Origin of the sequence: Bradyrhizobium sp. ORS 285, from assembly GCF_900176205.1 — a bacterium.
GTDB lineage: Bacteria > Pseudomonadota > Alphaproteobacteria > Rhizobiales > Xanthobacteraceae > Bradyrhizobium.
Genome location: NZ_LT859959.1, coordinates 1,954,680 through 1,977,568 on the forward strand (window position 1 = coordinate 1,954,680; position 22,889 = coordinate 1,977,568).

The 22,889-nt window shown below is 64.2% G+C and carries 17 protein-coding genes; 5 read left to right on the forward strand and 12 right to left on the reverse strand.

Going from position 1 to position 22,889, the window contains the following annotated elements; translation table 11 throughout:
• The first annotated feature begins 60 nt into the window (after nt 1-60).
• Entirely contained in the window at nt 61-2,112 is a 2,052-nt protein-coding gene (locus tag BRAD285_RS08895; RefSeq protein WP_139020518.1) for a TIGR04372 family glycosyltransferase, read from the forward strand.
• A 102-nt stretch (nt 2,113-2,214) separates the two neighbouring features.
• Here the strand turns inward: BRAD285_RS08895 and BRAD285_RS08900 are convergent, their stop codons facing one another.
• A complete protein-coding gene (locus tag BRAD285_RS08900) occupies nt 2,215-4,293 on the reverse strand; it encodes a TIGR04372 family glycosyltransferase (RefSeq protein ID WP_006608964.1) in 2,079 nt (692 codons plus the stop codon).
• A gap of 519 nt (nt 4,294-4,812) precedes the next feature.
• Between BRAD285_RS08900 and BRAD285_RS08905 the strand changes: the two genes are divergently transcribed.
• The 4 genes from BRAD285_RS08905 to BRAD285_RS08920 all read left to right on the forward strand — a co-directional run bounded on the left by BRAD285_RS08905 (nt 4,813) and on the right by BRAD285_RS08920 (nt 11,943).
• The gene (locus tag BRAD285_RS08905) at nt 4,813-6,915 is read left to right on the forward strand and encodes a TIGR04372 family glycosyltransferase (RefSeq protein WP_244421990.1); all 2,103 of its coding nucleotides are present in this window, start codon (nt 4,813-4,815) and stop codon (nt 6,913-6,915) included.
• A 13-nt stretch (nt 6,916-6,928) separates the two neighbouring features.
• Nucleotides 6,929-8,893: an acyltransferase family protein gene (locus BRAD285_RS08910; protein WP_035644178.1), complete on the forward strand. Its 1,965-nt coding sequence runs from the start codon at nt 6,929-6,931 to the stop codon at nt 8,891-8,893.
• Nucleotides 8,894-9,020: 127 nt separating this feature from the next.
• Complete coding sequence (locus tag BRAD285_RS08915) at nt 9,021-9,992, forward strand: hypothetical protein (protein WP_244563589.1); 972 nt, start codon at nt 9,021-9,023, stop codon at nt 9,990-9,992.
• Nucleotides 9,970-11,943, forward strand: a complete 1,974-nt coding sequence (locus tag BRAD285_RS08920; RefSeq protein ID WP_006608960.1) for an acyltransferase family protein — start codon at nt 9,970-9,972, stop codon at nt 11,941-11,943. The genes BRAD285_RS08915 and BRAD285_RS08920 overlap by 23 nt, the downstream gene beginning before the upstream one ends.
• A 6-nt stretch (nt 11,944-11,949) precedes the next feature.
• Here the strand turns inward: BRAD285_RS08920 and BRAD285_RS08925 are convergent, their stop codons facing one another.
• The 11 genes from BRAD285_RS08925 to BRAD285_RS08975 form a co-directional block, all read right to left on the reverse strand.
• Nucleotides 11,950-12,930, reverse strand: a complete 981-nt coding sequence (locus BRAD285_RS08925; RefSeq protein WP_006608959.1) for a TylF/MycF/NovP-related O-methyltransferase — start codon at nt 12,928-12,930, stop codon at nt 11,950-11,952.
• A gap of 60 nt (nt 12,931-12,990) precedes the next feature.
• A complete protein-coding gene (locus tag BRAD285_RS08930; protein WP_006608958.1) occupies nt 12,991-13,974 on the reverse strand; it encodes a 2OG-Fe(II) oxygenase in 984 nt (327 codons plus the stop codon).
• A 13-nt stretch (nt 13,975-13,987) separates the two neighbouring features.
• Nucleotides 13,988-14,875, reverse strand: a complete 888-nt coding sequence (locus BRAD285_RS08935; RefSeq protein ID WP_006608957.1) for a hypothetical protein — start codon at nt 14,873-14,875, stop codon at nt 13,988-13,990.
• Between the two features lie 43 nt (nt 14,876-14,918).
• Nucleotides 14,919-16,013, reverse strand: a complete 1,095-nt coding sequence (locus BRAD285_RS08940; protein WP_006608956.1) for a GSCFA domain-containing protein — start codon at nt 16,011-16,013, stop codon at nt 14,919-14,921.
• 61 nt (nt 16,014-16,074) lie between these two features.
• Nucleotides 16,075-17,028 carry a TylF/MycF/NovP-related O-methyltransferase gene (locus tag BRAD285_RS08945; RefSeq protein WP_006608955.1) on the reverse strand — a complete coding sequence of 318 codons (954 nt, stop codon included), beginning with the start codon at nt 17,026-17,028 and terminating at the stop codon, nt 16,075-16,077.
• A 685-nt stretch (nt 17,029-17,713) separates the two neighbouring features.
• Nucleotides 17,714-18,376 (reverse strand): class I SAM-dependent methyltransferase, encoded by a 663-nt coding sequence (locus BRAD285_RS08950; RefSeq protein WP_006608954.1) that lies wholly within the window; start codon nt 18,374-18,376, stop codon nt 17,714-17,716.
• Nucleotides 18,377-18,403: 27 nt separating this feature from the next.
• Nucleotides 18,404-19,447, reverse strand: coding sequence for an aminoglycoside phosphotransferase family protein (locus tag BRAD285_RS08955; protein WP_006608953.1), 1,044 nt, complete (start codon nt 19,445-19,447; stop codon nt 18,404-18,406).
• Nucleotides 19,434-20,048 carry a hypothetical protein gene (locus BRAD285_RS08960; RefSeq protein WP_006608952.1) on the reverse strand — a complete coding sequence of 205 codons (615 nt, stop codon included), beginning with the start codon at nt 20,046-20,048 and terminating at the stop codon, nt 19,434-19,436. Before BRAD285_RS08960 ends, BRAD285_RS08955 begins: the two co-directional genes overlap by 14 nt.
• A 9-nt stretch (nt 20,049-20,057) precedes the next feature.
• Nucleotides 20,058-21,095, reverse strand: coding sequence for a zinc-binding dehydrogenase (locus BRAD285_RS08965; protein WP_006608951.1), 1,038 nt, complete (start codon nt 21,093-21,095; stop codon nt 20,058-20,060).
• Between the two features lie 8 nt (nt 21,096-21,103).
• Nucleotides 21,104-22,027 (reverse strand): transketolase family protein, encoded by a 924-nt coding sequence (locus BRAD285_RS08970; protein ID WP_006608950.1) that lies wholly within the window; start codon nt 22,025-22,027, stop codon nt 21,104-21,106.
• Nucleotides 22,024-22,872: a transketolase gene (locus BRAD285_RS08975; protein WP_006608949.1), complete on the reverse strand. Its 849-nt coding sequence runs from the start codon at nt 22,870-22,872 to the stop codon at nt 22,024-22,026. The genes BRAD285_RS08970 and BRAD285_RS08975 overlap by 4 nt, the downstream gene beginning before the upstream one ends.
• Between the last annotated feature and the right edge of the window lie 17 nt (nt 22,873-22,889).

Below are 22,889 nucleotides of genomic sequence, written 5' to 3' on the forward strand. Positions count from 1 at the left end.
ATGGACCGGCATTGAGGACGAAGCGCTCGGCCACAGGCCGGGCCACAATTGGGGGAGCGGATGCAGCGCTTCAAGGAGCCGTTAGTTCTGCATGGCTTAAGTCGCGGACGCGGACCCGTCGAGCTGTTGAATACCTCGAGTCATCCGCCGGCCGGGTGGACTCGTGCTAGAACCCTGTCTTTGCTGAAGCCGCAGCGATGGGAGCGCCTCCTCGTCGCCGCGGCCGTCAAGCTGCTGAAGCTGCTGCCGCCCCGGCTGGCGTTTCTGGTCCTCGCCTTTTTCGAGATCAGAGGTCTGCGCGAGCGCCGTTTGCTGGAACGCGCCTATCAGGTCCACTGCGTATCGCTGCTGGCGAAGACTCCCGGCTTGCGATTCTCAGGGCTGCTTGGGCGATGCATTCCGGCACTATCGGCTGAGCTCCTGCTACGGATCGGGGCCGACCGGGAGGCCTATGAGCTGATTGTTCAGCGCCAGCTCGCCGTCCGCTCACCAGCGCTAGCGAATATGATGGTCCGGGCGCTGTTCGAGCGCGGCGAGTTTGACAAGGCGCTCCGAATGGCCTCGCAAACCGATGTCGGGGCAGGGTCGGAGCCGGAGAGTGACCTCGCCTTCCTCAGGGGTATGCTCGAAATCATGGCAGGCAACGAAGCCCTCGCGGTCGAGAGCATGTCGGACGCATGCCGTGGCATCTCCGACTATATGCGTCCTCACCAGAACATGGCGTCGCGACCGGCGCGCAACTATCATCCCAATCCGCTCGACTTCACCTGTGGCTCTGCCGGCAGGTTGTTCGATCTCTGCAACTTCGCCGGCCAGCGCGTGACTCATGTCGGCTATGGCGACGTCGGCGTCGGTCTGTTCGCCAGAGCGCTTGCGGCGCAGTCGGACCTGCGCGCCAAGGCGCCGCCGGCCGTTTCCGCCGAACTCAGCCACCTGTTGCACAGGCTTGGCATTCCACTCGAGGAATTGCGCGTCATTCCCGAGGAATGGACGACCCAGATCGGTCATCTCGGCATGCTGGACATTCTGTTCCGCATGCGTGAGTTGGGGTGGTGGTCGGGAAGGCCGTTGATCGTCGTACGACCGGACGTCGTTGCGAACCGGGCATTTTTTCGGTTGTTCGAAGGATTTGCCGATATTGTCGTGATCGGACAAACCATTTCCCACGCAGTAGGTGAAGAGCTTCTGTCGCTGCAGCGCTGGTACGGCATGAACTTCAACGTGTTCCAACTCCCGAACGGCGACATCGTGCCGTGGCAGGAAGCCGGGGCCCGCGCCGTCGTGCAATGGGAGCAGGACGGCCGGCGCCATCCGTTGCGCGACGCATACGATCGCGTCTATGGGGCCGACCCGAAGGTGCAGGACGACTACCGGCGCATGCGCGAGGCCTGGGGGATGAAGCCGGACGACTGGTTTGTGTGCCTGCATACCCGCGACGGTTCTCATTATTCGGAGATCGATGGCACCGGCCAAACCCATCGCAACGCGCCGATCGAAACGTACTTCGATGCGATCAGCAACATCACCGAAAGGGGCGGCTGGGTGATCAAGCTCGGGGGCCCGAACTCGCCGCGACTTCCTCCGCGCGAGCGCGCTGTCGACTATGCACAGAGCGCATTCAGATCCGAGCTGACAGATATCTGCCTGATCCGAAATGCAAAGGCCTTCATCGGCACGACGTCGGGATTGACGAATGTCGCGATCAGCTTCGGTATTCCAAGCGCCCTCGTGAATTGCATCACGACGGACCCGCAGTTGTGGAACGGCAACGTTCGGTTTGCGCTCAAGCCCGTGCGGCTGGCGGACGGAACGATGCTGACTCAGGCGCAGCTCACCTCGTCTCCCTGGCGCTGGAGGTCGTTCGACGCAGGCGTTCTCAGCCGGAGCGGAGCGCAGCCGCTGAACAATACCTCGGACGACATTCTCGCAGTAGTGGCGGAGGTGATCGACCTCGGGTCCGGCGCTGCAGCTGATGCTGCTTCGCAACGCCTTCATTCACGTTGGAAGAAGCAGCTTCCGCTGCCCCATTATTACGGCGCGGGCAGGATCAGCGCCCACTATCTAGAGAAATACGAGAGCGATTTCCTGGCTGCAGGCCTGTCCATGGAGTGACAGCGCCGCCTGAGGAAACGGCGGCGGGACGACGCCGGCCGACCCTGGCGACGATGTCGCGCGAGCCCGGCTCACGATCCCGCCGGATGCGGAGCGCCGGCTTCAGGGCTCTCTCAGTAGGTCCTGACCATATTTCTCCAGGAAGTACCTGCTCGGTCGCGAGCTGCCGAAGAAGCCGGGCACCTGGACGTGACGTTCCCATTTGCCGTCGACTCCGGGAGCGGGGCCGCGCCGCAGCGGATCGGAGATGTCGAGCACCTCGCGCACGGTTTCGAGTATCTCATCCGAGCTGCTCTCGCTCACCGTGAGTCGGGCACGCGCCATCGATTCATGGGTCGGATAAGCCCAGCGATACTCCTCGGATGTCCATTCGCTCAGCGACAGCATCCGGCCGTCCGCATTGAATACCGGCTTCAGCGCGAAGCGCGTGTCCGTCGACCACAGCAGGCCGATTGAGCTCAACGCATTCACCATCGCGGTCGGAATGCCGAAGCTGCTGGCGACATAGGCAAAGCCAGACGTCGTGCCGATGAACATGCGTGCACGACGCATTAAGTGAATGTCCATCTCCGGGAACGCATCGTCGCTGCGGGCATAGTCCACCACGCGTTCCATCTGCGGGAACGGCGGGACCTTGCGGCCGCCCATCCGGACGACCCAGCCTCCGCATGCGGTGATGTGACGGACCGCAGCGAGATAGCTGGCGAGCGAGGCATTGCGGATGGATTCTCCTACGCCGTCGGTGTCGTTGCGTGCCTGGGCGTCGCGCACATGCAGACAGACGAACCAGTCTCCGTCTGCCATGCCCCATCGGCGCCGGTAGTCCTGGTAGGTCAGCTCGACGCGGTTGTCGGCAAGTAGGCGGCGGTCATAGATGTCTCGCAGCGGAAATGTGCGTCGCCGGCTTTCCCACTGCTTGAGCGCGAGCGAGCCCGCATCGTTCCAGTACACCGCGCGCCCGTCCTCGAAGCGGAAGGCCTGATGGGAATCGCCGATGAACGGTGTGAGACTGGCGAGCTCGTGCCAGACGCCGGCGCTGACGTTGTCGCCCAGGGTGAGCGTGGGACAAATATCCGAGAACAGCGACAGGAACGGCTTGTTGGCGATCCGGTCCTTGTAGGCCAGCAGCAGCGGCTGGCCCTGCCACCACTCCATCTCCCGCATCATCAGATGAACGTTGAGATGACCATTATGGCCGATCAGCGCGCTCCAGTCCGGAGACAGCAGCCTGACATCCGACAGGTCGGTATCAAGCTTTTTAAGGAGCGCCTTGAGTTCTGGGCTGGGAGCGGGAAGATGGCGGCGCAGCCACTTTTGCGTCTCTGTGAGCTTGACGTAGACCTGCGGGACGTGGAAGCCTTCGCCGCTGTGATATGTCGTCAGCAGAAGGTGGCGATAGGCATAGAACAGGTTGATCTCCGTCAGCACCTTGCGTTGTGGATGTTCGCTGGGAAAGCGTTCCCAATACTGGCCGCGGTCCTCACGGGCGGCGAGAATATCATCGTGCCGGGGGAGGCCGAGTTGCGTGGCGAGGATCTCGATCAGCTCCTTGTCGCAGAAGAAGTCGGGCACATAGCGGTCGAGCGGGGCTTCGAACGGCTCTGGATCGCCGTCGCGGCGCGCGTCGTATTGCCGTCCCTCGAAGGAGGTCTGCTCGAACCGGAAGTTCCGGTGCTCCAGCATCAGCTTGATCAGCTCCGCGAACCGGCGCAGATCCTGCGGGCGAAGCGCGTTCCATTTGATCGTATGGGCCTGCGCCAGCAACTCCATGAAGTAGCCGGACATCAGCTTCTTCGTCAGCTTGCTGATCGCCTCCATGAATTCGTCATCGGCGCGCTCCCAATCGATCCTGGGAAACAGCTCCAGAACGCGCTTCTCCTTTTCGCACATCAGGAGGAAGAGGATCAGCTCGTTACAGTACTGATCCGAGTGGCCCCTCGCGAGCACCCATTGCATCTCCTTTTCGATGTCGGGACCGCAGAAATAGCGAAACTGCCGATCGAACTCGTTGCGATGGGCATAGCGATGAAAGATCAGCGCGAGCATGAAGGCCTGCTTGAACGTCAGCAGGGCGAAGATCAGGTCCTTCAGGGATTCCGCCCGGTCCTGCCCGGCCGCGTTCAGTAACCAGCCGATCGCCCTGGCGGCACGGCCGGCAAGGTTGGATTTCAGCCCCTGCACGAAACCACGCCTACGTGGCGAGGGATGTCCGGCTGAATTGTGATGAACGGACTCGACGGACATTTCCAAGGCCCCATGACGATATCGAAGGCACAGTGGCACTCTGCAGCCAAACCGCGCGGTGACGAAACGGGTCTGCCGCCTTTCCGCACCCGGATCGATCGCGCAGACGTTGCAGGATCATAGAGCGCGCGTGTGTCTCCCGCCAGTCTGTCGCTCGTCTTGGACAAGGGGATGCGAGAGGGAGCGGCGCCAGGATAATGCGTGCCAGCGGCATTCCCGTGGGCGGATCTTGCGCGACTGCATCGATGCACGGCGCAATCTGACGGACTCTGGCCAAGCGAAGCAGGCGAGACCGGAGGCCTTCGTTGCCGAGATCCGAAGCATGCCATGGCCTTGCTGTTGGAGACCGAACTCGTGGGAGCGTGCGGGAGGATAATCCGCTCGATTCGGGTTGATCGGGTCGGGCCTTCACAGTAATCGTTCGTGCTGTTTCCGAGTTTACGCCGGAGGTGCGCATTGCCGCCCGAAATGATTTTGACCGAGAGTTCGCCGGTCGGCAGCTCTCCGGTCCGCGGGAAGACGCGCGCGGAGCAAAAATTAGGCCGATACTATCCTCTGGTGCGCGTTCTCGCGCGCCTTCCCGGCCGACATGTCCTGCGCAATCTGGCCTTTACGGTCTTGCCGTTCAGGGCGAGATTCTGGCTGACGGTCCAATTCCGTTACTTCTTCCAACATCCGGGGCTCGATCGGCACTTCATCTTTTTCTGCGGCCCTTTTCTAGGCAAGCATCTACATTGGATCATCAACAGCTCTCTTTGGACGAGCCGCCCGAACGAGGTCGCCTTCTATCTTGTGCTCACGGGGCACCGGCGAGAAACCCTACCGCTGCTGCGCCGGCTGACCTGGGATGGAGATCATCCGACCGCCGAGCTCGCTTTGAACGGAACGGGCATCGTCGGCGACGGATATGCAATGGATATGCTCACGCAGATCCATGATCTCCAGTGGTCGACGGCTGCCGAGCGGTCGCCGGCGATGCGGACCTTCGTCCGGCTGATGCTCGAGCATCGCAACTTCCAACATGAAGAACGCGCTTTTCGTGGGCGGGTCGAGCTCGACCATGTCCCAACGGACGTGCCGGCTGAACAGTTCATCCCCTATTTCTTCCGCGATCGCGAGATCGTTGCGCGCCTGATGCAGGATCTCGGTCTTGTCGATGAGAGCGGCGTGCTGCGGAAGCTGGACGAGTCCGGGCAGTATTGGGAAAGCCTTCCGCCTGATCTTCCCGATCGCGCCGTCGCGCTTGATGTCTATCTGTTCTATGCTTATCGCGAGCTCCTGCTCAGAACTTACCACAACGGCGAAGGGGACAAGGTTCCCTCCGTGTACAGCCGCTGCCTGGAGACGCAACGTCGTTTGCGCAGTCATCTGCCGAAGCCGTCGTCCCAGCTCAAGCGCACCCTCGCCGGCATCGGCGTCGAGCTCGGCGAGGTCCGGCTGCTGTCGCCGGACTGGAGCGCCTTGATCGGTCACAACGGCCATCTCAACGTGCATCTGATGATGCGGAGTATGGGCTGGTGGACCGGAAAGCCGGTCTTGCTGGCCTACACGGACAGGATCGCCAACAAGCCGTTCCTGTCGCTATTCTCCGATATCTGCCCAACGCTCACGCTGGGCGAGAATGTCTCTCCCGGCGTCTGGCACGAGCTCGCCAGCCTGACGCCCTTCCTCGGCGACTCGCATCAGGCGTTCCAGTTCGAGGACGGGCAGACCATGTATTGGAATGATGCGGGCGCGATGGCCCTGCAGCAATGGGAGCGCGAGGGCAGGGGTTTTCCGTTGCGCGACATCTACGATGCGCGTCTGCAGGCCGACGACCGCACCGAGATGCTGTACCAGTCGCTCCGTCGCAAATGGGGGCTTTCGCCCGATGACTGGTTCGTGTGCCTGCACATGCGCGACGCCGAAGCGCGGGGCGAGACGCTCGGCACTGGGGAATCGATCCGCAGCGCGGCGATCGGAAACTATCTGGACACCGTGCGCTACATCACTGATCAGGGTGGCTGGGTGATCCGGATGGGCGGACGCAAGGCGCCGCCGATGCCGGATATGCCGCGCCTGGTCGACTACGCACGCTGCGAGGACCAGATGGCGGAGATGGACATCCACCTGATGCGCCGCGCGCGCATGTTCATCGGCACGACCTCGGGCTTTGCTTATGTCGCGAGCAGTTTCGGCATTCCGACCGCCATGGTGAATGCCCTGAGCTCCGTCGGGCTGTTGTGGTCGAAGGATACGCGCTTCTCGCTCGAGCCGGTGCATACGCGCGAGGGACGTATGCTGTCGCTGAGTGACGTGACCTCCGAAACTTGGCGCTGGACGTTTCCGACCTATGAGACGGTCAAGGCTGCAGGCTTGACGGTGAGCGAGAGCAGCGCCGACGAGATCCTTGAGACAACCAGGGAGGTGCTGGATCTGTCGTCTGGAGCGCCGCCTGCCATACCGCCGGTCGACGATGCCTGGGAAAAATGTGTGAATATCCCCGGATTCTTCGGCAATTCGCGACCGTCGCGCTACTTCCTGGACAAGTATGCGTCGTCGCTGCTCGCACGCTCCTGAAACGAACCGTCCGATGAACTTCGCTCAACCCAATCTCTCGCAGCAGGAAGCCCGCGCTACGCGGCTCGGCTATCGTCAGGATATCGACGGCCTGCGCGCCGTGGCCGTGTTGCCGGTTCTCGTCTATCACGCCTTTCCCGCGGCAGTCCCGGGCGGGTTCTATGGCGTCGACATTTTCTTCGTCATCTCCGGCTATCTGATCACCGGGATCATCCATAAGCAGATGCTATCGGGCACATTCAGCATCGCCGACTTCTACGCCCGCCGGATTCGCCGTATCTTTCCGGCGCTGATCACTGTGGTGCTGGTCACGTTCCTGATCGGATGGTTTGTGCTGCCGCCGCGCGAGCTGAAGTCGCTCGGCACCAACATCGCGGGCGGCGCGGTCTTCGTCCAGAATTTCATCCTGCTCGGACAAGTCGGCTATTTCGATCTTGCCGCCGAGAAGAAGCCGCTGTTGCATCTATGGTCGCTGGCGATTGAGGAGCAGTACTACATCGTCTGGCCGCTGCTCCTGATGCTGATCGGCTCATGGCGGCGCCGGAGCCTCGCCATCACGCTCGTCCTCGCTGCGGCGTCATTCGTGGCCTGTCTCATCGTGCAGCCCCGCGCGCCCGACCATGCGTTCTACTTGCCGGTGACGCGGGCGTGGGAGCTGCTGGTCGGCTCGGGCTTGGCGCTCTGGGTCAATGGGCGCGCGGCCGAAGACCGTCCGCTGCCGCTGATCGGAGCGCCGATCGTCGGCGAGCTCGTCGCGCTGGCCGCGATGATCGCGATCGCGCTTGCGTTCTGGCGCTATGGGCGCCCGACGCCGCATCCGGGCGGCGCGACGCTGCTGCCCGTGCTCGGCGCGGCTGCCCTGATCGCGACCAGCGGCACGCTGGTGCATCGCTACATCCTGTCGACGATGCCTGCCGTCTTCGTCGGCCTGATCAGCTATCCGCTGTATCTGTGGCACTACCCGCTGATGGCCTATGCGCGCATCCAACTCCTCGACGCGGTGCCGGCGTCGGTCATGGTCGCGATCATCGCAGCCAGCCTGGTCCTCGCCTGGGCCACCTACCACTTCATCGAGCGGCCGATCCGGTTCGGCTGGCGGCTGGCGCGGCTCAAGGTCGGCGGATTGCTCGGCGGCATGATCGCCCTGGGCATCGTTGGTGTGGTCGCCGACCGCACCAACGGCCTGCCCGTACGCATCCCCGCCGACCTTCGCGGTTTCATGCTGACAGGCGAAGAGACCTCGGTACACTGGCGTCGCGGAAAATGCCTGTTATTGCCGGATCAGAGCGCCGCCGATTTCGCGTCCGAATGCGCAGGCGATGGTCGACACCCGCTGATCGTGGTCTGGGGAGATTCCTTCGGATCTTCGCTCTATCCAGGTCTGGCCCACTTCAAAGCCGAGCGTGGTTTTGAGGTCGCCGAATTCACCGCTTCGGCTTGTCCGCCCCTTCTTGACTACGTTCAGCCGGACCGTTCTCACTGCCGGGGAGCTAACGACTTCGTAGCCGAGCGCCTCGCCTCGCTGAAGCCTGAACTCGTAATTTTGTACTCAACTTGGAGCTATTCGGCGGAAGACCTGCGCAAGGGTCTTGAGCTGACCGTTGCGCGATTGAGGAACATTGGTGTGCCAAAGGTCATCCTGCTCGGACCACCCGCGACTTGGCTGGGAGATGGTCTGGTCTCTAATCTGCTCGACTATTACTTCCAAACACATTCGCTCTTGCCTGTGCGAACTTTCTATCGCTCCAACGACAACTGGACGCGCGCCTTGGAAGAGTTCCTCGAAGGCCAAGCCAAGGCGCTCGGAATTCAGTACGTCTCGACCCGAAAGATCATGTGCAACAATGATGGCTGTCTTGCACGGATCGGGAAAGATGGAGCCGATCTCACTAGCTACGACATTGGCCATTTAACGTACCCCGGCTCGATATTCGTGGCCAGGCAGGTGCTGGATGCCATACCTGGCTTCGAGAAATAAGCGCGACGTCCGAGCGCCCGGGGCCGCCATGGATCGTCTGACAGAGCAGGCCGGTCGTGAGGGACACGAGGCTGGGGACGACCTCGACCGGGTAGGTCGCCGCTATCTCTTCTGCCTACTCGGACTGATGGCGGCGATGCTGGGAGGACTTTGCCTTTCGCTGGCCGCCCAGGGCGGCGATCATTTCAGCGCGATCAGCAGGGTGGACGACCACGCCTGGTACCGCAATTTCGGCGGCGACAGGGTCACCGAGATCCAGGACCAGGACCTGTTCTACCACGGCATTGGCCGCTCGATCGAACACGCGCGCCAGGCCGATATCATCATCCTCGGCTCGTCGCTGGTGTCGTTCGCGGTCGATCAGGCGGTCATGCGCGAGCAGTTGGAACAACGCTACGGCCTGAAATTCTACAACATGGCCTTCGTCGGCGTCGCCAGTGGCGAATTCGCGCGGCAGATTGCGCTCAAGCATCACGTTCACCCGCGGCTGTGGGTTCTGAATGCCGACGACGGCGGCGGTGGCGGGAACTTCTTCCACCGTAACCTGACCCGCGCGTTCGGCGCCGACGTGCGTCCGATCCCCAGCACGAAGCTTAGCCGCTACGGCGCAACCTACGAGATCATCCGGCGCAATCTTCGCTGGCGCGTCGAGGATGCGACACGGCATGCGCGCGACGCGCTCGCCGGCCCGCTGCCGCGTTTCGATCGAGACGATAGGACGGGGGCGGCCGACATGAGCGCTTTTCCGCGGTTTCTCGCCGACCGCAATCCCACGGTAAAGATGACGCGCGATCCAGATTGCCACACCACGCCTGACATCGTCGCCAACGCCCGCGAGTTCGTGCAGTCGCTGGGTGCCCCCGTTATTCTGACCTTCGTCCCCAATTTTCACGGCTGCGTGACCCAGGTGCGCGAGATCGCGGCGGCCATCGGCGTAGAGACGGCGCTGCCGCCGCGCACCGACTATTCGAGTTGGGACGGCGGCGGTCATCTCGACGCCAGGGGCGCTGCCGATTTCACCCGCGATCTCGTCGCTGCGCTAAAGACCACGCGTGCCTTCCAGGACCTGAGCGCGAATGGCGATCGTAGACAACCCTGAAACGATGGCGGCGCGCCGCGAGGACGAGTTGTCGGTCGGCCACGCGCCGGCCTATCGGCCCGACATCGACGGGCTGCGCGCCGTCGCCGTGATCGGGGTGCTCGTGTTTCATGCCTTCCCCCGGCTGCTGCCCGGCGGCTTTGCCGGCGTCGACGTGTTCTTCGTGATCTCCGGCTATCTCATCACCGGCATCATCGATCGGCAGTGCGCAAACGGGACTTTCAGCTTCCGGAGCTTCTACGCGCGCCGGATCCTCCGGATCTTTCCGTCGCTCATCATCGTCGTGCTCGCGACCTTCGCGATCGCCTGGTTCGTCTTCCCGGTCGGAGAGATGGAAGCTCTCGGGTCCAACATCATGGGCGCCGCTGCGTTCGCCGAGAACTTCATGCTGCACGAGCAGATCGTCGGCTATTTCGATCCCGGCGCGGAGCGTCTTCCACTGCTGCATTTGTGGTCGCTCGGCATCGAGGAACAGTACTACATCATCTGGCCCGCAGCGTTGATGCTGATAACCCGATGGCCGTCGCAGAAGGCGGCCATCGTGGCCGCGCTCGGGCTCGGCTCCCTCGTGGTCTGCCTCGCTACTCCGGCGGGGGAGGCAGCCTGGGCGTTCTATTCGCCGACCACGCGCGGCTGGGAACTGCTGGCCGGCTCGCTCCTGGCGGTGTTGATGGGACAGCGCGCCGCCCGCCCGATCGCTCCGGCGCTCCGCAACCTGCTCGCCGCGGTCGGCGTGGCCGGGATTGCGGTCGCCTTGTTCGGCTTCAGCGTCAGCTCACCCTGGCCGGGCGTTCGCTCCATCGTCCCCGTGCTGGCGACGATGGTGCTAATCGCGACTAGCGGCACGCTGGTCCATCGCGTCCTGGCGTCGCCGCCAATCGTGTTTGTCGGCCTGATCAGCTACCCCCTCTATCTCTGGCACTTTCCCCTGATCGCCTTCACCAAGCTGCAGTTCGGCGGCGAAGTGCCCGAATGGATTCTGCTGGCGCTGCTCGGTCTGAGTGCGGGGCTCGCATGGCTCACCTATCGCTTCATCGAGCGGCCGATCAGGTTCGGAACCCTCCCGATCGGATGGCGGATCGGGCCGCTGCTGGCGGGCATGGCTGCGCTGATCCCTCTAAGCGCGGCTGCGACCAGCACGCGGGGCCTGCCGATCCGCTTCGCGCCTGAGATCCGCGGCTTCATGCTCTCGGGCTCGGAAACTTCGTCGCACTGGCGTCGCGGCCGCTGCCTGCTGCTGTTGCAGCCTGCGTCGGCGTTTGGGGCCGATTGTGCCGGGCAGGGGCGTCGGCCGCTGCTGCTGATCTGGGGCGATTCCTATGGCGCGGCGCTTTATCCGGGCTTGCTGCAGCTCTCGACCGAACGCGGCTACGACGTCGCGCAATATACCGCTTCGGCCTGTCCGCCGCTGATCGGATACACGCTGGATGCTCGGCCGTTCTGCAAGAGCATCAACGACGATGTCGTTCTGCGGATCGGCCGTCTGCGGCCGGATGTCGTCATTCTCGACGCCACCTGGGGCCACGCCGAGGCCGTGCTGCGCCAGGATCTGCCCCGCACGGTGGCGCAGCTCAGGGCGAACGGTGTTGCGAAGATCGTGCTAATGGGCCCGCCGCCGAGCTGGCAGGGCGTCGGGCTGTCGCACAACGTGCTGGACTACTATCGGCAGACCGGAGCGGTGTTGCCGGAGCGGACCTTGTTCCGCTCCAATGACGAATGGACGCGGAGCCGCGACGCCCTGTTCCGCGACCTCACACGCGAGCTCGCGATCGATTTCATCTCCGTCCGCGACGTGTTCTGCAACGGTGAGGGTTGTCTCAGCCGCATCGGCGCCGGCGGCACGCAATTGACGGCCTTCGATGCCGGACACCTCACGGTGCCCGGCTCGATCTTTCTGGCGCGCCACGCCATGGACGAGCTGCTGGGTCCTGCCCGGCAGCCGCCCCGGTGAGCCGGGTCAGACCGGGTCGGCTGGGATGCCGCGATAGGAGTGGATGATGAAGCGGGTACCGCCGACCGAATAGTCGCCGCCATTCGACGCCTCGATCGCGAACATCTCGACCAGCTCCTTCCAGGCCTGCCGCTCACCGGTGGTGGGAATCGCGCGGTTGGCGTTCCAGTCATCGAAGCAGATCACCGCGCCGGTCGAGATCATGCCGCGCTCGAACAAGGGGACGAGGGCATCCATGGTCGACTGGTAGAGGTCGCCGTCGAAATGGATCATAGCAAAGCGCGTCTCCGGCGGCAGCGTCTTCACCGTGTCGGCGAACCAACCTTCGTAGAGCTGGAAACGGTGCGGCGGGATGATCTTCCCGATCAACTCGCGCAGCTGTGGCGCCGCCAGCACCTTGCAGCCGCCCTTGGCCCATGCGCCGGAGACCACGTGCGGAGCGGATTGGTCGACCGGCGAGGTGATCTCGGGCAGACCTTCGAAGCTGTCGAACAGGCGCAGCACGCGGAACGGGTTTTCGCCAGACGCGCTCTTAGCGAGGGGTTGCCGCTGCAGGTCGAACACCATCGAGGTGGCGAGGGCGCGGGCGCTGAAGCCGCCCATGGTGCCGAATTCGGCGATGTCGCCGTTCACATGGGAGCTGTTGATGTACTGCACGCACAATGTCAGCGCCTTGGCGATCTCCTGGGCCGGGAGGATCAGCACGTCGGCATAGCTGTAATAGGCGGCGGGCGAGGGCAGCTGTCGTGCGCTGTACTTCTCCAGCGCAATGTCCTGGATGATGCGACCGTCATCGGTCTCCTGCACGGACGGGGCTGCGATCGCCACGGCCGGAGGCCTGTTGTCCTGCGCAGGGGAGTTGCTCGCCTGACCATACGGCCAGGGCAGCGGCGGCTCGAACAGGATCGCCCGCTTAACCGAGCGCATCCAATACAGCACGTCCGGCGGCAGCGAGGTCGCGAGCGCATTCTTCAGCGGTTGCATCATTCATGTTTCTCCGATGCGGCCGAGGTCGAGCACCGCAAATCGATGTTGATAGGGTTGGCGTCAATACAGGCTAGCGGTGCGGCCTTCGCTGCCGAGCGCGTCGGCGTCTGCGGGCCGCTCCTTGGGCACCTTGACGAAGAACGGGTCGGCCGGCCAGTGGTTCATGCCGACGACCATGATCTGCATCTCCTCGTCCGGCATGCGCGGCATGAACACCAGGTCGATCGCCGAGCGTGTCTTGTGCGTCGGCGGGCTGCCGCGATGCATGAGTCGCGTCGCGTCGAACACCAGCAGGTCGCCGGTCTTGCCCAGCACGGTATGGTCGCGATGATTGGCATCGCGATACTGGAACGGTCCGGTCTGCTCGTCGACGTCGCAGAGATAGAGCACGCCGCGGATCACGCCGGCAGGACAGCCATCGCTGTGCCATTCCTGCGGGCCGACGCCGTCCGTCAGATGCGGTTTGGAGCGGACCAGCCGGACATTCGCAACCTTGGCCGGGCAGCCGAGCACCCCGCGGAAGAAGGCGTCGAAATCGCCGCCGCTGAACAGCACGCGCAGATAGTCGACCAGCGCCGCTGAAGGCATCCCGGTTTGCAGGTCCTGGGTATAGGGGGCGACGCTGTTGCCGGCCCAGTCCCAGGCCGAATGGCGGTTGCTGACGTCGCGGTCGAACTGCTCGGTCTCGCGGAACATCGCCGCCTTTTCAGGATTCGTGCTGATAACTGTCACACCGTTCTGCTGGAATGCGACGATCTTGTCGGCGAGCTGGCTCGGCGTCTTGTGGGAATCAAAGCGGGGCGCATGAGCCGTGCACATCGACGGTGGCGCGTTCGTAGCCGGCAGCAGCGACAGCAGCCGCGGCTGTGCGCTGCCGCTGGCGCTCGTGGAAATCTGAGCCGGCGAGTGGTCCGGACCGGGCTGCCGCACCAGCTGCTCCAACGTGTCCGCCCGCACCAGACGGTAGCCGAGCGCGCCGAGCGCCTGGTTGACGCCGCCCTTGAGGCGTTGCTTGGCCGTACTGATCATCGATGGCTTGGTCATGATGTCCTCATGCTTAGCTCTGCTTGGCTGGCTGGAATGGATCCAGTCCGCACGCCATCTGATAGTAGAGCTCGTAGCGGGGATGATTGGCGACGAGACCGCGGCTGTCGATCGCGTGATCGATCAAGGCTTCCAGCAGCATGCGAGCGCCCTTGGGCGGCAGATGCACGCCGTCGAAATCGAATTCGGGGCGCAGCAGATCGCCCTTTGTCAGGTCGGACCAGCGGTCGACCATGAACAGGTTCACTGAGCGCACCTTCTGCGCCAATTTCCAGTTGAACGCCTGAACCAGCTTGGTGCGGACGGAGACGGGACAGTCGTAGTTCTGCAGCTCGCGCACACGCGCTTCCTGCCGAGTCGGTGGAACGACGCTCTGCACATAGATGCGCCTGAAGCCGGCTTTGACCAGCTGATCGAGCCCGGCGGTGAAGGGCCCGAGCCTCGCCTCGATAGCCTCGTCGATCAGGTCCCAGGGCACGAGCGGCTTGTCGAGCAGAGGCAGCGTCGTCGCGAACGGCGGCACGAAATCGTGGCTGTCCTTCAGCAGCTGCAGGATCGGCCCGCGCACATCGATCTCGCCGACGGTGAGCATGATCAGCGGCGGGTGCACGGCCTGGCCGGCCGCCTTGGCAATGGCGAAATCGACCTCGTCCATCGACAGATGCGTCGCGCGACCGTTGCGGACGAGGCCCTCATATTCCAGGAAGGCGATGAAGTCGGCATGAAACTCGCCGCTATCCGGATTGTAGAGCTCTCGCGCCGTGGCGCCCGGAATGTATTTCGTGCGGGCCATCACCCATCCGCCTGTCCATCGCTCCCGGAACACCATGTTGCGGTAGGGCAGGGAATGGCTGTCGCCGACGATATAGACCGGCAGAACCGTTTCGAGCTCGGTGTCCACGCTTATGCGTCCTCTCACATCACAGGCTGGCGTTGGCAGCCGCTCATCGTCCAATCGTCCTGCTAGCAGCCAGCGCGCGGTAGAACTCGTTCTCGTCGCAGATGATCTGCGCCACGGGCGCCGCAGCGGCCGGCCGCTTGACGTCGTAGTCACCAGAGGATCGCGCCGCGTCGCCAGCGCCATCCTTGGTGAATTGGGCGAAGAACACGGCCATCGCACGCGCGACGCCCTCGGCTGTGACCGTGCGGGCATCTTCGGCGAAATATGACCCGGCGTTCTTCGCATTGGTGATGATCTCGTAGGACGCGAAGTAATGCACGTGGTCGTAGCGTCGGACCATCTCCTCGGCGGCGACGCGCAGCACGCTCTTCGAATAGGTCGTAGCCTGCAGAACGTGGCGAGGCTCCATGGTGGCCGCGAGCGGCACGGGCGAGACCGTCAGGATGATCTTCAGCTGCGGATTGGCCGCCGACATCAGGTTGATCGCCTCGCCGAGATAGCCGGTGGTCTCCGCGACCGAGAGATTGTGGAAGGCGTATTTGGCATCGTCGTACTCACCGGCGCTGCCGCAGCCCGGGCAAGTCGGATACACAGTGCCGTCGAGCTTGGACACCCAGCTCTCGGTCAGGCCGAGCGTGAAGATGAAGATGTCCGTGGTTTCGATCAGCTGCCGGACCGCCTGCAAATGCCGCTCCAGATCGGCTTCGGCCTCGACCATCGAGACGTAGCCGCGCGGCGTGATGCGGGGGCGCAGCAGGTCGAACACCCAACCGTCGGGGTTGGTCCAGAACTGATCGGCCGGCCGGAAGCCGCCGAATGCCCGTTGCAGCAACTGCAGCAGCTGCAGCGTGCTGTAGATGTTGCCGTAGCGGGCGGAGAACACGCCATAACCGAAGCGCTCCTCCTGCTCGGGCGTGAGATGCGGCGGCGCGGGCTCGGTGACGTAGTAATTGTAGCCGCGCTCCTTCAGGGCGCGCGAGATGTGCTGCGCGAAACAGCTTCCGGCCGAAGCGATCCGCTGCTCCGGACCGAAACGCAGCTGTGCCGTTAGATGCGGATCGAGATCCGGCGTGCTGCGCTCGGCGACCGCCTGGCGCCAAAAGCTGCTTGGAGGCAGCGTGGTGTAGGGGCAGTTCATGCATTCACCCTCTGGGCGTGCGGAGCTGCAGGATGATCGGGCGGTGCTGCGCACATCATCGTCAGGCTCTCGGCTTCATGCCGAGGTAGGAATGAACGATGAACTTGGTCCCCTGAATCGAGTAGTCGCCGCAATGGCTGGCGACGATCTTGAACCGGCTGACGAGGTCGGCCCAGGCCTTGCGCTCGCCGGCCGCGGGGTCGGCCTCGTTGCAGTTCCAATCATCGAAGCAGATCACCGCGCCCTTCGCGATGAAGCCGCGCTCGAAGCACGGCACCAGCGCATCCATGGTCGACGAATAGAGGTCGCCGTCGAAATGGATCAACGCCAGCCGCGTGTCGTCAGGCAATTGCTTGACGGTGTCGGCGAACCAGCCCTCATAGATCTGGACCCGGCTCGGCGGAATGATGGCTTCCACCATGGTGCGCAATTCGTTGGCGCTGAGAATGCGACAGCCGCCCTTGGACCAGGTGCCGGACTTCACGTGCTGCGAAGCCAGGTCGACCGGGGCGGTGATCTCAGGCAGCCCTTCGAAACTGTCGAACAGCCGCAGCTTGCGCAGCGGCTGGTTCGGCTGATAGCGCGGGTCGAACACCATCGCATTCGCGAGGGTGCGCGCGGTGAAGCCGCCCATGGTGCCGAATTCGGCGACGTCGCCTTTGACATCGGCGCTGTTGATGTACATCACGCTCAAGGTCAGTGTGCGCGCGATCTCCTTGGCAGGGAGAATGAGAACGTCGTCGACGTCGAAGAACAGATAGGGCGCGCTGATTTTGTGTGCGTCGAGCCGTTCGAGCGCTTCGGTCTGCCGCGTCCGGGGCTCGGGCGCGTCCGCGGCCTCTTCCGTGGCCGTCACGGGCACCGGTGCAGGTTCGGGGGCAGACCCCGGAGCCGGAACGTTCTGCTGCCGTTCCGGGGGCGGCTGTCCCATCAGTGCGCGCTTGATCGAGCGCAGCTTGAACAGTGTTTGGGGGGGCAGACCTTCGGCGATCGCCACTTTCAATGACTTCGTCATGACAGCCCCGTTCCCCGCCGCTCGCGTTGTTGGCTGCTATTTTATAGATGCATTTTGCGAAGATCGCAAAAGCGGTATGCACGATCCTCACCCGTTTTGCGTGGGTCGCAGCCCCGGGCAGGTCGGGAACGGGCATCCCGGCTGCCGGTGTTCGAGCCCTTGCCATGTGCGCGGCGACGACGAATTGGCCCGCATCTTTTGATGCACCACCGTTGTCGAGTGCCGCGACGAAAAATATCGCTCTTATGGTTCTCTGTCGCCAACCCGCCTCATGCAGAGGGACGTACGCGTCGTCACGATACGTAGAGGTGGGCTGCAACGGACGTGACGGCTGTGTCAGACGAGCACAGTCCGGCGCGGACGGCAAAGTCGTGTGGTCCTGGCCTCTCGACGCTGGGGTCAAGCTCGTGGGCGCTTTGACGGCGCGTATGGGCCATGGGGGCAGGAACGCCGATCCCCAGGGAGAGCACGAAGGACACCGTTAAAGCCGATCGCGCGGGGAAGGCCGGGTCGTCCGGCTGTACTCGTGGTACCTGCCGCCTGCATTCTTTTGAGCAGGCGGGCCACGGGCCTCAGCCGAGGTCCGGTCTTCCTCGCGCCCTCTCGTTCCGAGAGGGCGATGATCTCAGCATCACTCGGACGCCGGTGCGTCGCGAGAGCGCCTGTCCACGCTCTCTTCTCGCCCTCATTCGAAGAAGATGAATTCGTGGTCGCCGGTGTAGCCGGAGCGCTTGAATTCGAAGGCCCATTCCTCGGGGGTGTGGAAGATGCGGCAGGTGAGTTGCCAGTACATCAGGTTCACCTTCTCGCGCTCGTTGCGGTAGCCCTCGACGCAGAGATATTTGCCGCCGCGGCTGACGCGCTCCATCTCGCGCAAGGCTGCATCGAGATCGTAGTTGTAGAGATTGTGCAGCGTGTTGATCGAGATGACGAGGTCGAAATGCTTGTCCGGGTAGGGCAGCTTGGCCGCGGAGCCGACCTGGCAGAACGGCTTGACGCTCTCCATCGTGTGCTCAACGCCGTAGGACGAGATGTCGATGCCGGCGACTTCGAGGTCGGGAATAGCCTCGCGGAAATCGTGCAGGATGAATCCCTTGCCGGAGCCGACGTCGAGCACGCGCATGCCGGGCTTGATGCCGTAGGTCTCGATCATGGCGTCGGCGACCTTGCGCCAGCGGCCGTCATATTTGTAGCCGCCGTAGCCGGTCTCGCGGCTGCCGTCCCAGTAATCGTAGTCGTACTTGATCGCCATCTCCGCGACATCGGCCTTGTCGCGCTGGGTGACGCGCGCGAGGTAGTCGCGCTTGGTCGATTTGTGGACGAGACTGACGAACTCGCGATAGGCCATGAAGATCTCCGGGCGTGTGAGTGTCGATTAATCGGAAGTGGCGCCGATCAGGCCGAGCTGCGCCTCGGCCTTGGCAAGCTGCGCGACGCAGCGCTGCGCCCAGGCGCCGGTGTCGGCGAAGGCGCGCCTGGTGGCGCCGAGCGGCAGGAAGTCGTTGAGAATGATGCAGGTCCATTTGACCTGGTAGGCGTCGATCAAGAGGCGGCAGCGCGCCACGCTGGCGGCGTCGAGCCCGAGGCCCTCGCTCAGGCGGTCGATGAAGTGCTCGTGCACGGCGAGCGGCACCGGCACCTCCGGCTGGCAGAAGAAGTCGGAGACGAGCTTGGCCGGATCGTCGCGCCCGGCATATTCGAAATCGAGGAAGGTGAGCTTGCCCTGATCGTCGATCAGCGCATTGTGGAAGCCGAAATCGGACGGCGACAGGCAGATCTGGTCGGCGGGGATGGCGGTCTCGAATGCAAGCCCTTCGCCCGCAGCGCCGCGCAAAATGTTGGCTTTAACGTCGGCCCATTCCGGCTGCAGCCGCTCTGCCACGAAGGCCCTCGCTTCGGTCACATGCGGCACGTCGGCATCGAGCGTTGCGAGCCGCGCGACGCGGCGCTCGACGGTGGCGAGATGTTCGGCGAGCGAGAAGCAGGCCTCCGATCCCGGCGCCAGGGCAGGGCGGGGTGGGGCGTTCACCGCGAGCACGAAGTCGATCGCGGCATCGACATGAACAGGCGCCAGTTCGGGCGCGGTCAGCTTGCGTCCCTCGACGAAGCTGTAGAGGCCGGCCTGCTCGGCGCGATCGCAGGCCAGAGGCTCCGGCACGACGCGGACGCCGTGCGACCAGGCATGGCTGATGAAACTCCACTCCGCGCCGAGCCGGTCGCGGGTGTCGCGGGCGTCGGTGAAGTAGCGCTTGAGGACCAGCGGGCCAGCTTCAGTATCGAGACGGAAGACCTGGTTGTTGCGGCCGCCGGCGAGCCGCGTCAGCGCCGTCGGGCTCGCCTTGCCGGCCTGCGCGGTGAGGCGCTGCGCCAACGCCAGTAGGGCGGCATCGGCCTCGGCGCTGGCCTCAGCCGCGGTCACGGAGATCCGCCGCGATCTCGGCCCACGACGCGCGGCGTTCGTAAGGCACGGCCTTGGCCGCAAACTGGTTCTCCGGATCGAACAGCACCTTGCGCATGCCGTCCGGGAATCCGCTCATGCCGAGGATCTCCGGAAGATCGTCGACGAAGACCTCGCAGCCCAGCGCATGGGCACGGGCGACCTTCTCGTCCTTGGTCAGCTCGAAGAACACCCTATCAGGCGCGATCTGGCCGTGCGCAGAGCCCATCAGGCCGCGATCGGTCAGGAAGCCGCGCGCGGCGGCATGCATGTCGTGCTTCGGCCCGAGAATGGGATGCTTGGTCTTATGGCTGACGATGAACAGGTCGTGGCCGGCGCCGCGGGCGGCCGTGACGAATTCGGCGAACCCAGGATAGGGCGACACCAGGTCCATGCGGGCACCGTAGACATAGCCCTGCAACTCCGTGAAGTCGTCCTTGCGCCCGGAGCCGTTGAGATGGTCGCGGACGCTGTTCTTGTCGCGGCCGAGATCGGCCGGGATCAGGCCGCGCTCCAGCGCAGCCGCATGAAACACGCCGTCATAGCAGGCGATCGTGTTGTCGAAGTCGATCCCGATCCGCATGGCCAGAACTTAAGCCAGCGACATGTCGATCAGAGGACGGCCGACCTTGCCGGCGGCGAGGTCCTGCAGCGCCTGGTCTGCCTGGGCGAGGCTGTAGGGCTTCGACAGCAGGTCGCGCACCGGGAAGCGGCCGGAGCTCAAAAGCCGCCCGTAGCGCCCGTAATCGCGGTCCGGCACGCTGTCGCCGCCCCAGGTGCCGAGCAGGCTCTTGCCTTGGTTGAAGACGCCGGGGTTCAAGGTCAGCGCCGCGCCGTGCTTGGCATTGCCGATCACGACCGCGCGGCCGCCCTGTTGGCGGGTCGCGTTGACGGCCTGATCCATCACGCCGGGGATGCCGGAGGATTCGACCGCGAGATCAACGCCCTGCGGCACGATCTTCTTGATCTCGGCCAGCACGTCGGAGGCCGCATCGATCACATGCGTCGCGCCATAGATCTGCGCCAGCGCGCGGCGGGTCGGGTTCGGATCGATGCCGATCACCGGCATCGCTCCGGCCAAAGCCGCCGCCATCAGCGCGTTCAAGCCGATCCCGCCGGTGCCGAACACGGCGACCGCGTCGCCCGGCTGCACCTTCAGCACGTTGTAGACGGCGCCCATGCCGGTCGGCGCGGCGCAGCCGAGCAGCACGGCGACATCCATCGGCAGGTCCGGCGGCAGCAGGGTCAGGCGGTTCTCGCTGACCACCGAATGACGCTGGAAGGTGGTGACGCCGCCGGCGTTGACCTTCTTGCCGTCCCAGTCATAGACGGCGCCGCCGGCCTCGATGCCGGTGCCCTTGATCCAGGACAGCACGACCTTGTCGCCGACCTTGACCTTGGTGACGGCGCTGCCGGTCTCGATGACCGTGCCGGTGCCCTCATGGCCGAGGCAATGCGGCACCCATTTGTCCTCGCCCTTATCGCCGCGCCACTCCATCACCTGGGTGCCGCAGGCGCCGGAATAGGCGATCTCGACCAGCACCTGGCCCGGCTTCAAGGCGGGCGTCTCGATCTCGGCGAGCACGAGCGGCTGGCCGGTCTGGACCAGGAGGGCAGCTTGGGTCTTCATGTGATGTCTCAGCTCAAGGCGTGGATGATCTTGTCCGCGATCTGGTGGCCGGTCAGGCCGAGCACCTCGCGGGCATATTCCTGTTCACCGGACTTCTTGAAGAAGGCATCCGGCGTCCCGAACCGCAGGAATTTCTTCGCCTGCGTCTCGCTGTCGACGAGCCACTCGGAGACGGCGGCGCCGAAGCCGCCGATCAGCGAATGCTCCTCGATGGTCGCGACCAGCTTGAAGCGGCTGAAGGCCTGCTTGAGCTTGTCCTCGTCGAGCGGCTTCACGGTGTGGAAGCTGACGACCTCGGCCGAGATGCCCTTTTCCTTCAATCTGTGTGCGGCTTCAATGGCTTCCGGCAGCATGTTGCCGGTCGAGAGCAGGCAGACGTCGGAGCCTTCCTCCATCGTGATCGCTTTGCCGATCGCAAAATCCGCGATGGGGCCCTTGTGAACCACCGGCTCACCCTTCTTGCCCATGCGGATGTAGACCGGACGGTCCTGCTTCATCGCCGCGCGCAAGGCGCCGCGCACCTCGAAGGCATCGCCCGGGCAGATCACGACCATGTTCGGGATCGAGCGCAGGAACGAGATGTCCTCGCAGGCATGATGGGTCGGGCCGAGGCCGGAATAGGCGAGGCCGGCGCCGACCGCGACGATGGTTACCGGGGCCTCGTGATAGCAGACGTCGGTGCGGATCTGCTCCAGGCAGCGCGTCGTCACGAATGGGGTGATCGTATAGGCGACCGGGCGCAGGCCGTTCATTGCCATGCCGGCGGCGACGCCCATCATGTTGGCCTCGGCGACGCCGCAGTTGAAGAAGCGGCTCGGGTGCTTGTCCTTGAACTTGTCGAACAGGCGGTTGCCGATGTCGCCCGAGAGCATGACGACGCGGCTGTCCTCGTTGCCGAGCTTGGTCAGCTCGTCGGCGAAAGCATTTCTCATGACAGGCCGAGCTCCTTGAACGACTTGACGACTTCCTCCGCGGTCGGGGCGCGGTAATGCCAGTTGTTGTCGTCCTCCATGAACGACACGCCCTTGCCCTTGACGGTATGGGCGATCAGCGCCACCGGCTTGCCGGAGCCGTTCGGGATGTTCTGCATGGCCTCCGCCAGCGCACCGACGTCATGGCCGTCGATCTCATGCGCGTCCCAGCCGAAGGCGGCCCATTTGTCGCGCAGCGGCGCCAGCATCAGGGTTTCGTTCGAGCGCGCGGTCGCCTGCCACTTGTTGTAGTCGACGATGACGCAGACGTTCTCGAGCTTCTGGGCGGCCGCGAACATCGCGGCCTCCCACACCGAGCCCTCGTTGTTCTCACCGTCGGAGAGCAGGGCGAACACGCGGTAGTTCTCACCCTTGATGCGGCCGGCCAGCGCCATGCCGCAGCCGAGCGGCAGGCCGTGGCCGAGCGAGCCAGTAGCGGCTTCGACGCCGGGCAGCAGGTTGGCCGGCGGATGCTCGGCGAGCCGGCCGCCGTCCTGGCAGTAAGTGTCGAGCTCCTCGATCGGGAAGTAGCCCTTCATGGCCAGGGTCGCGAACAGCGCCGCGGCGGCGTGGCCCTTGGAGAGGATGAAGCGGTCGCGCAGCGGATCAGTCGGCTTGGCCGGATCGACGCTCAGCACGTGCCAATAGGCCGCGGTCAGCACGTCCGCGCAGGACAACGACGAGGCGAGATGGGCGGCCTGCGCCTTGTGCGACATTTCGATGATCTTGCCGCGCAGCTTGGCGGCCTGCGCCTTCAGGGCGGCGGCGTCAGGTTTGGCCGCGGTGTTCCGGACTGCCACGTTCATCGTGCTCTCCAGTCGCG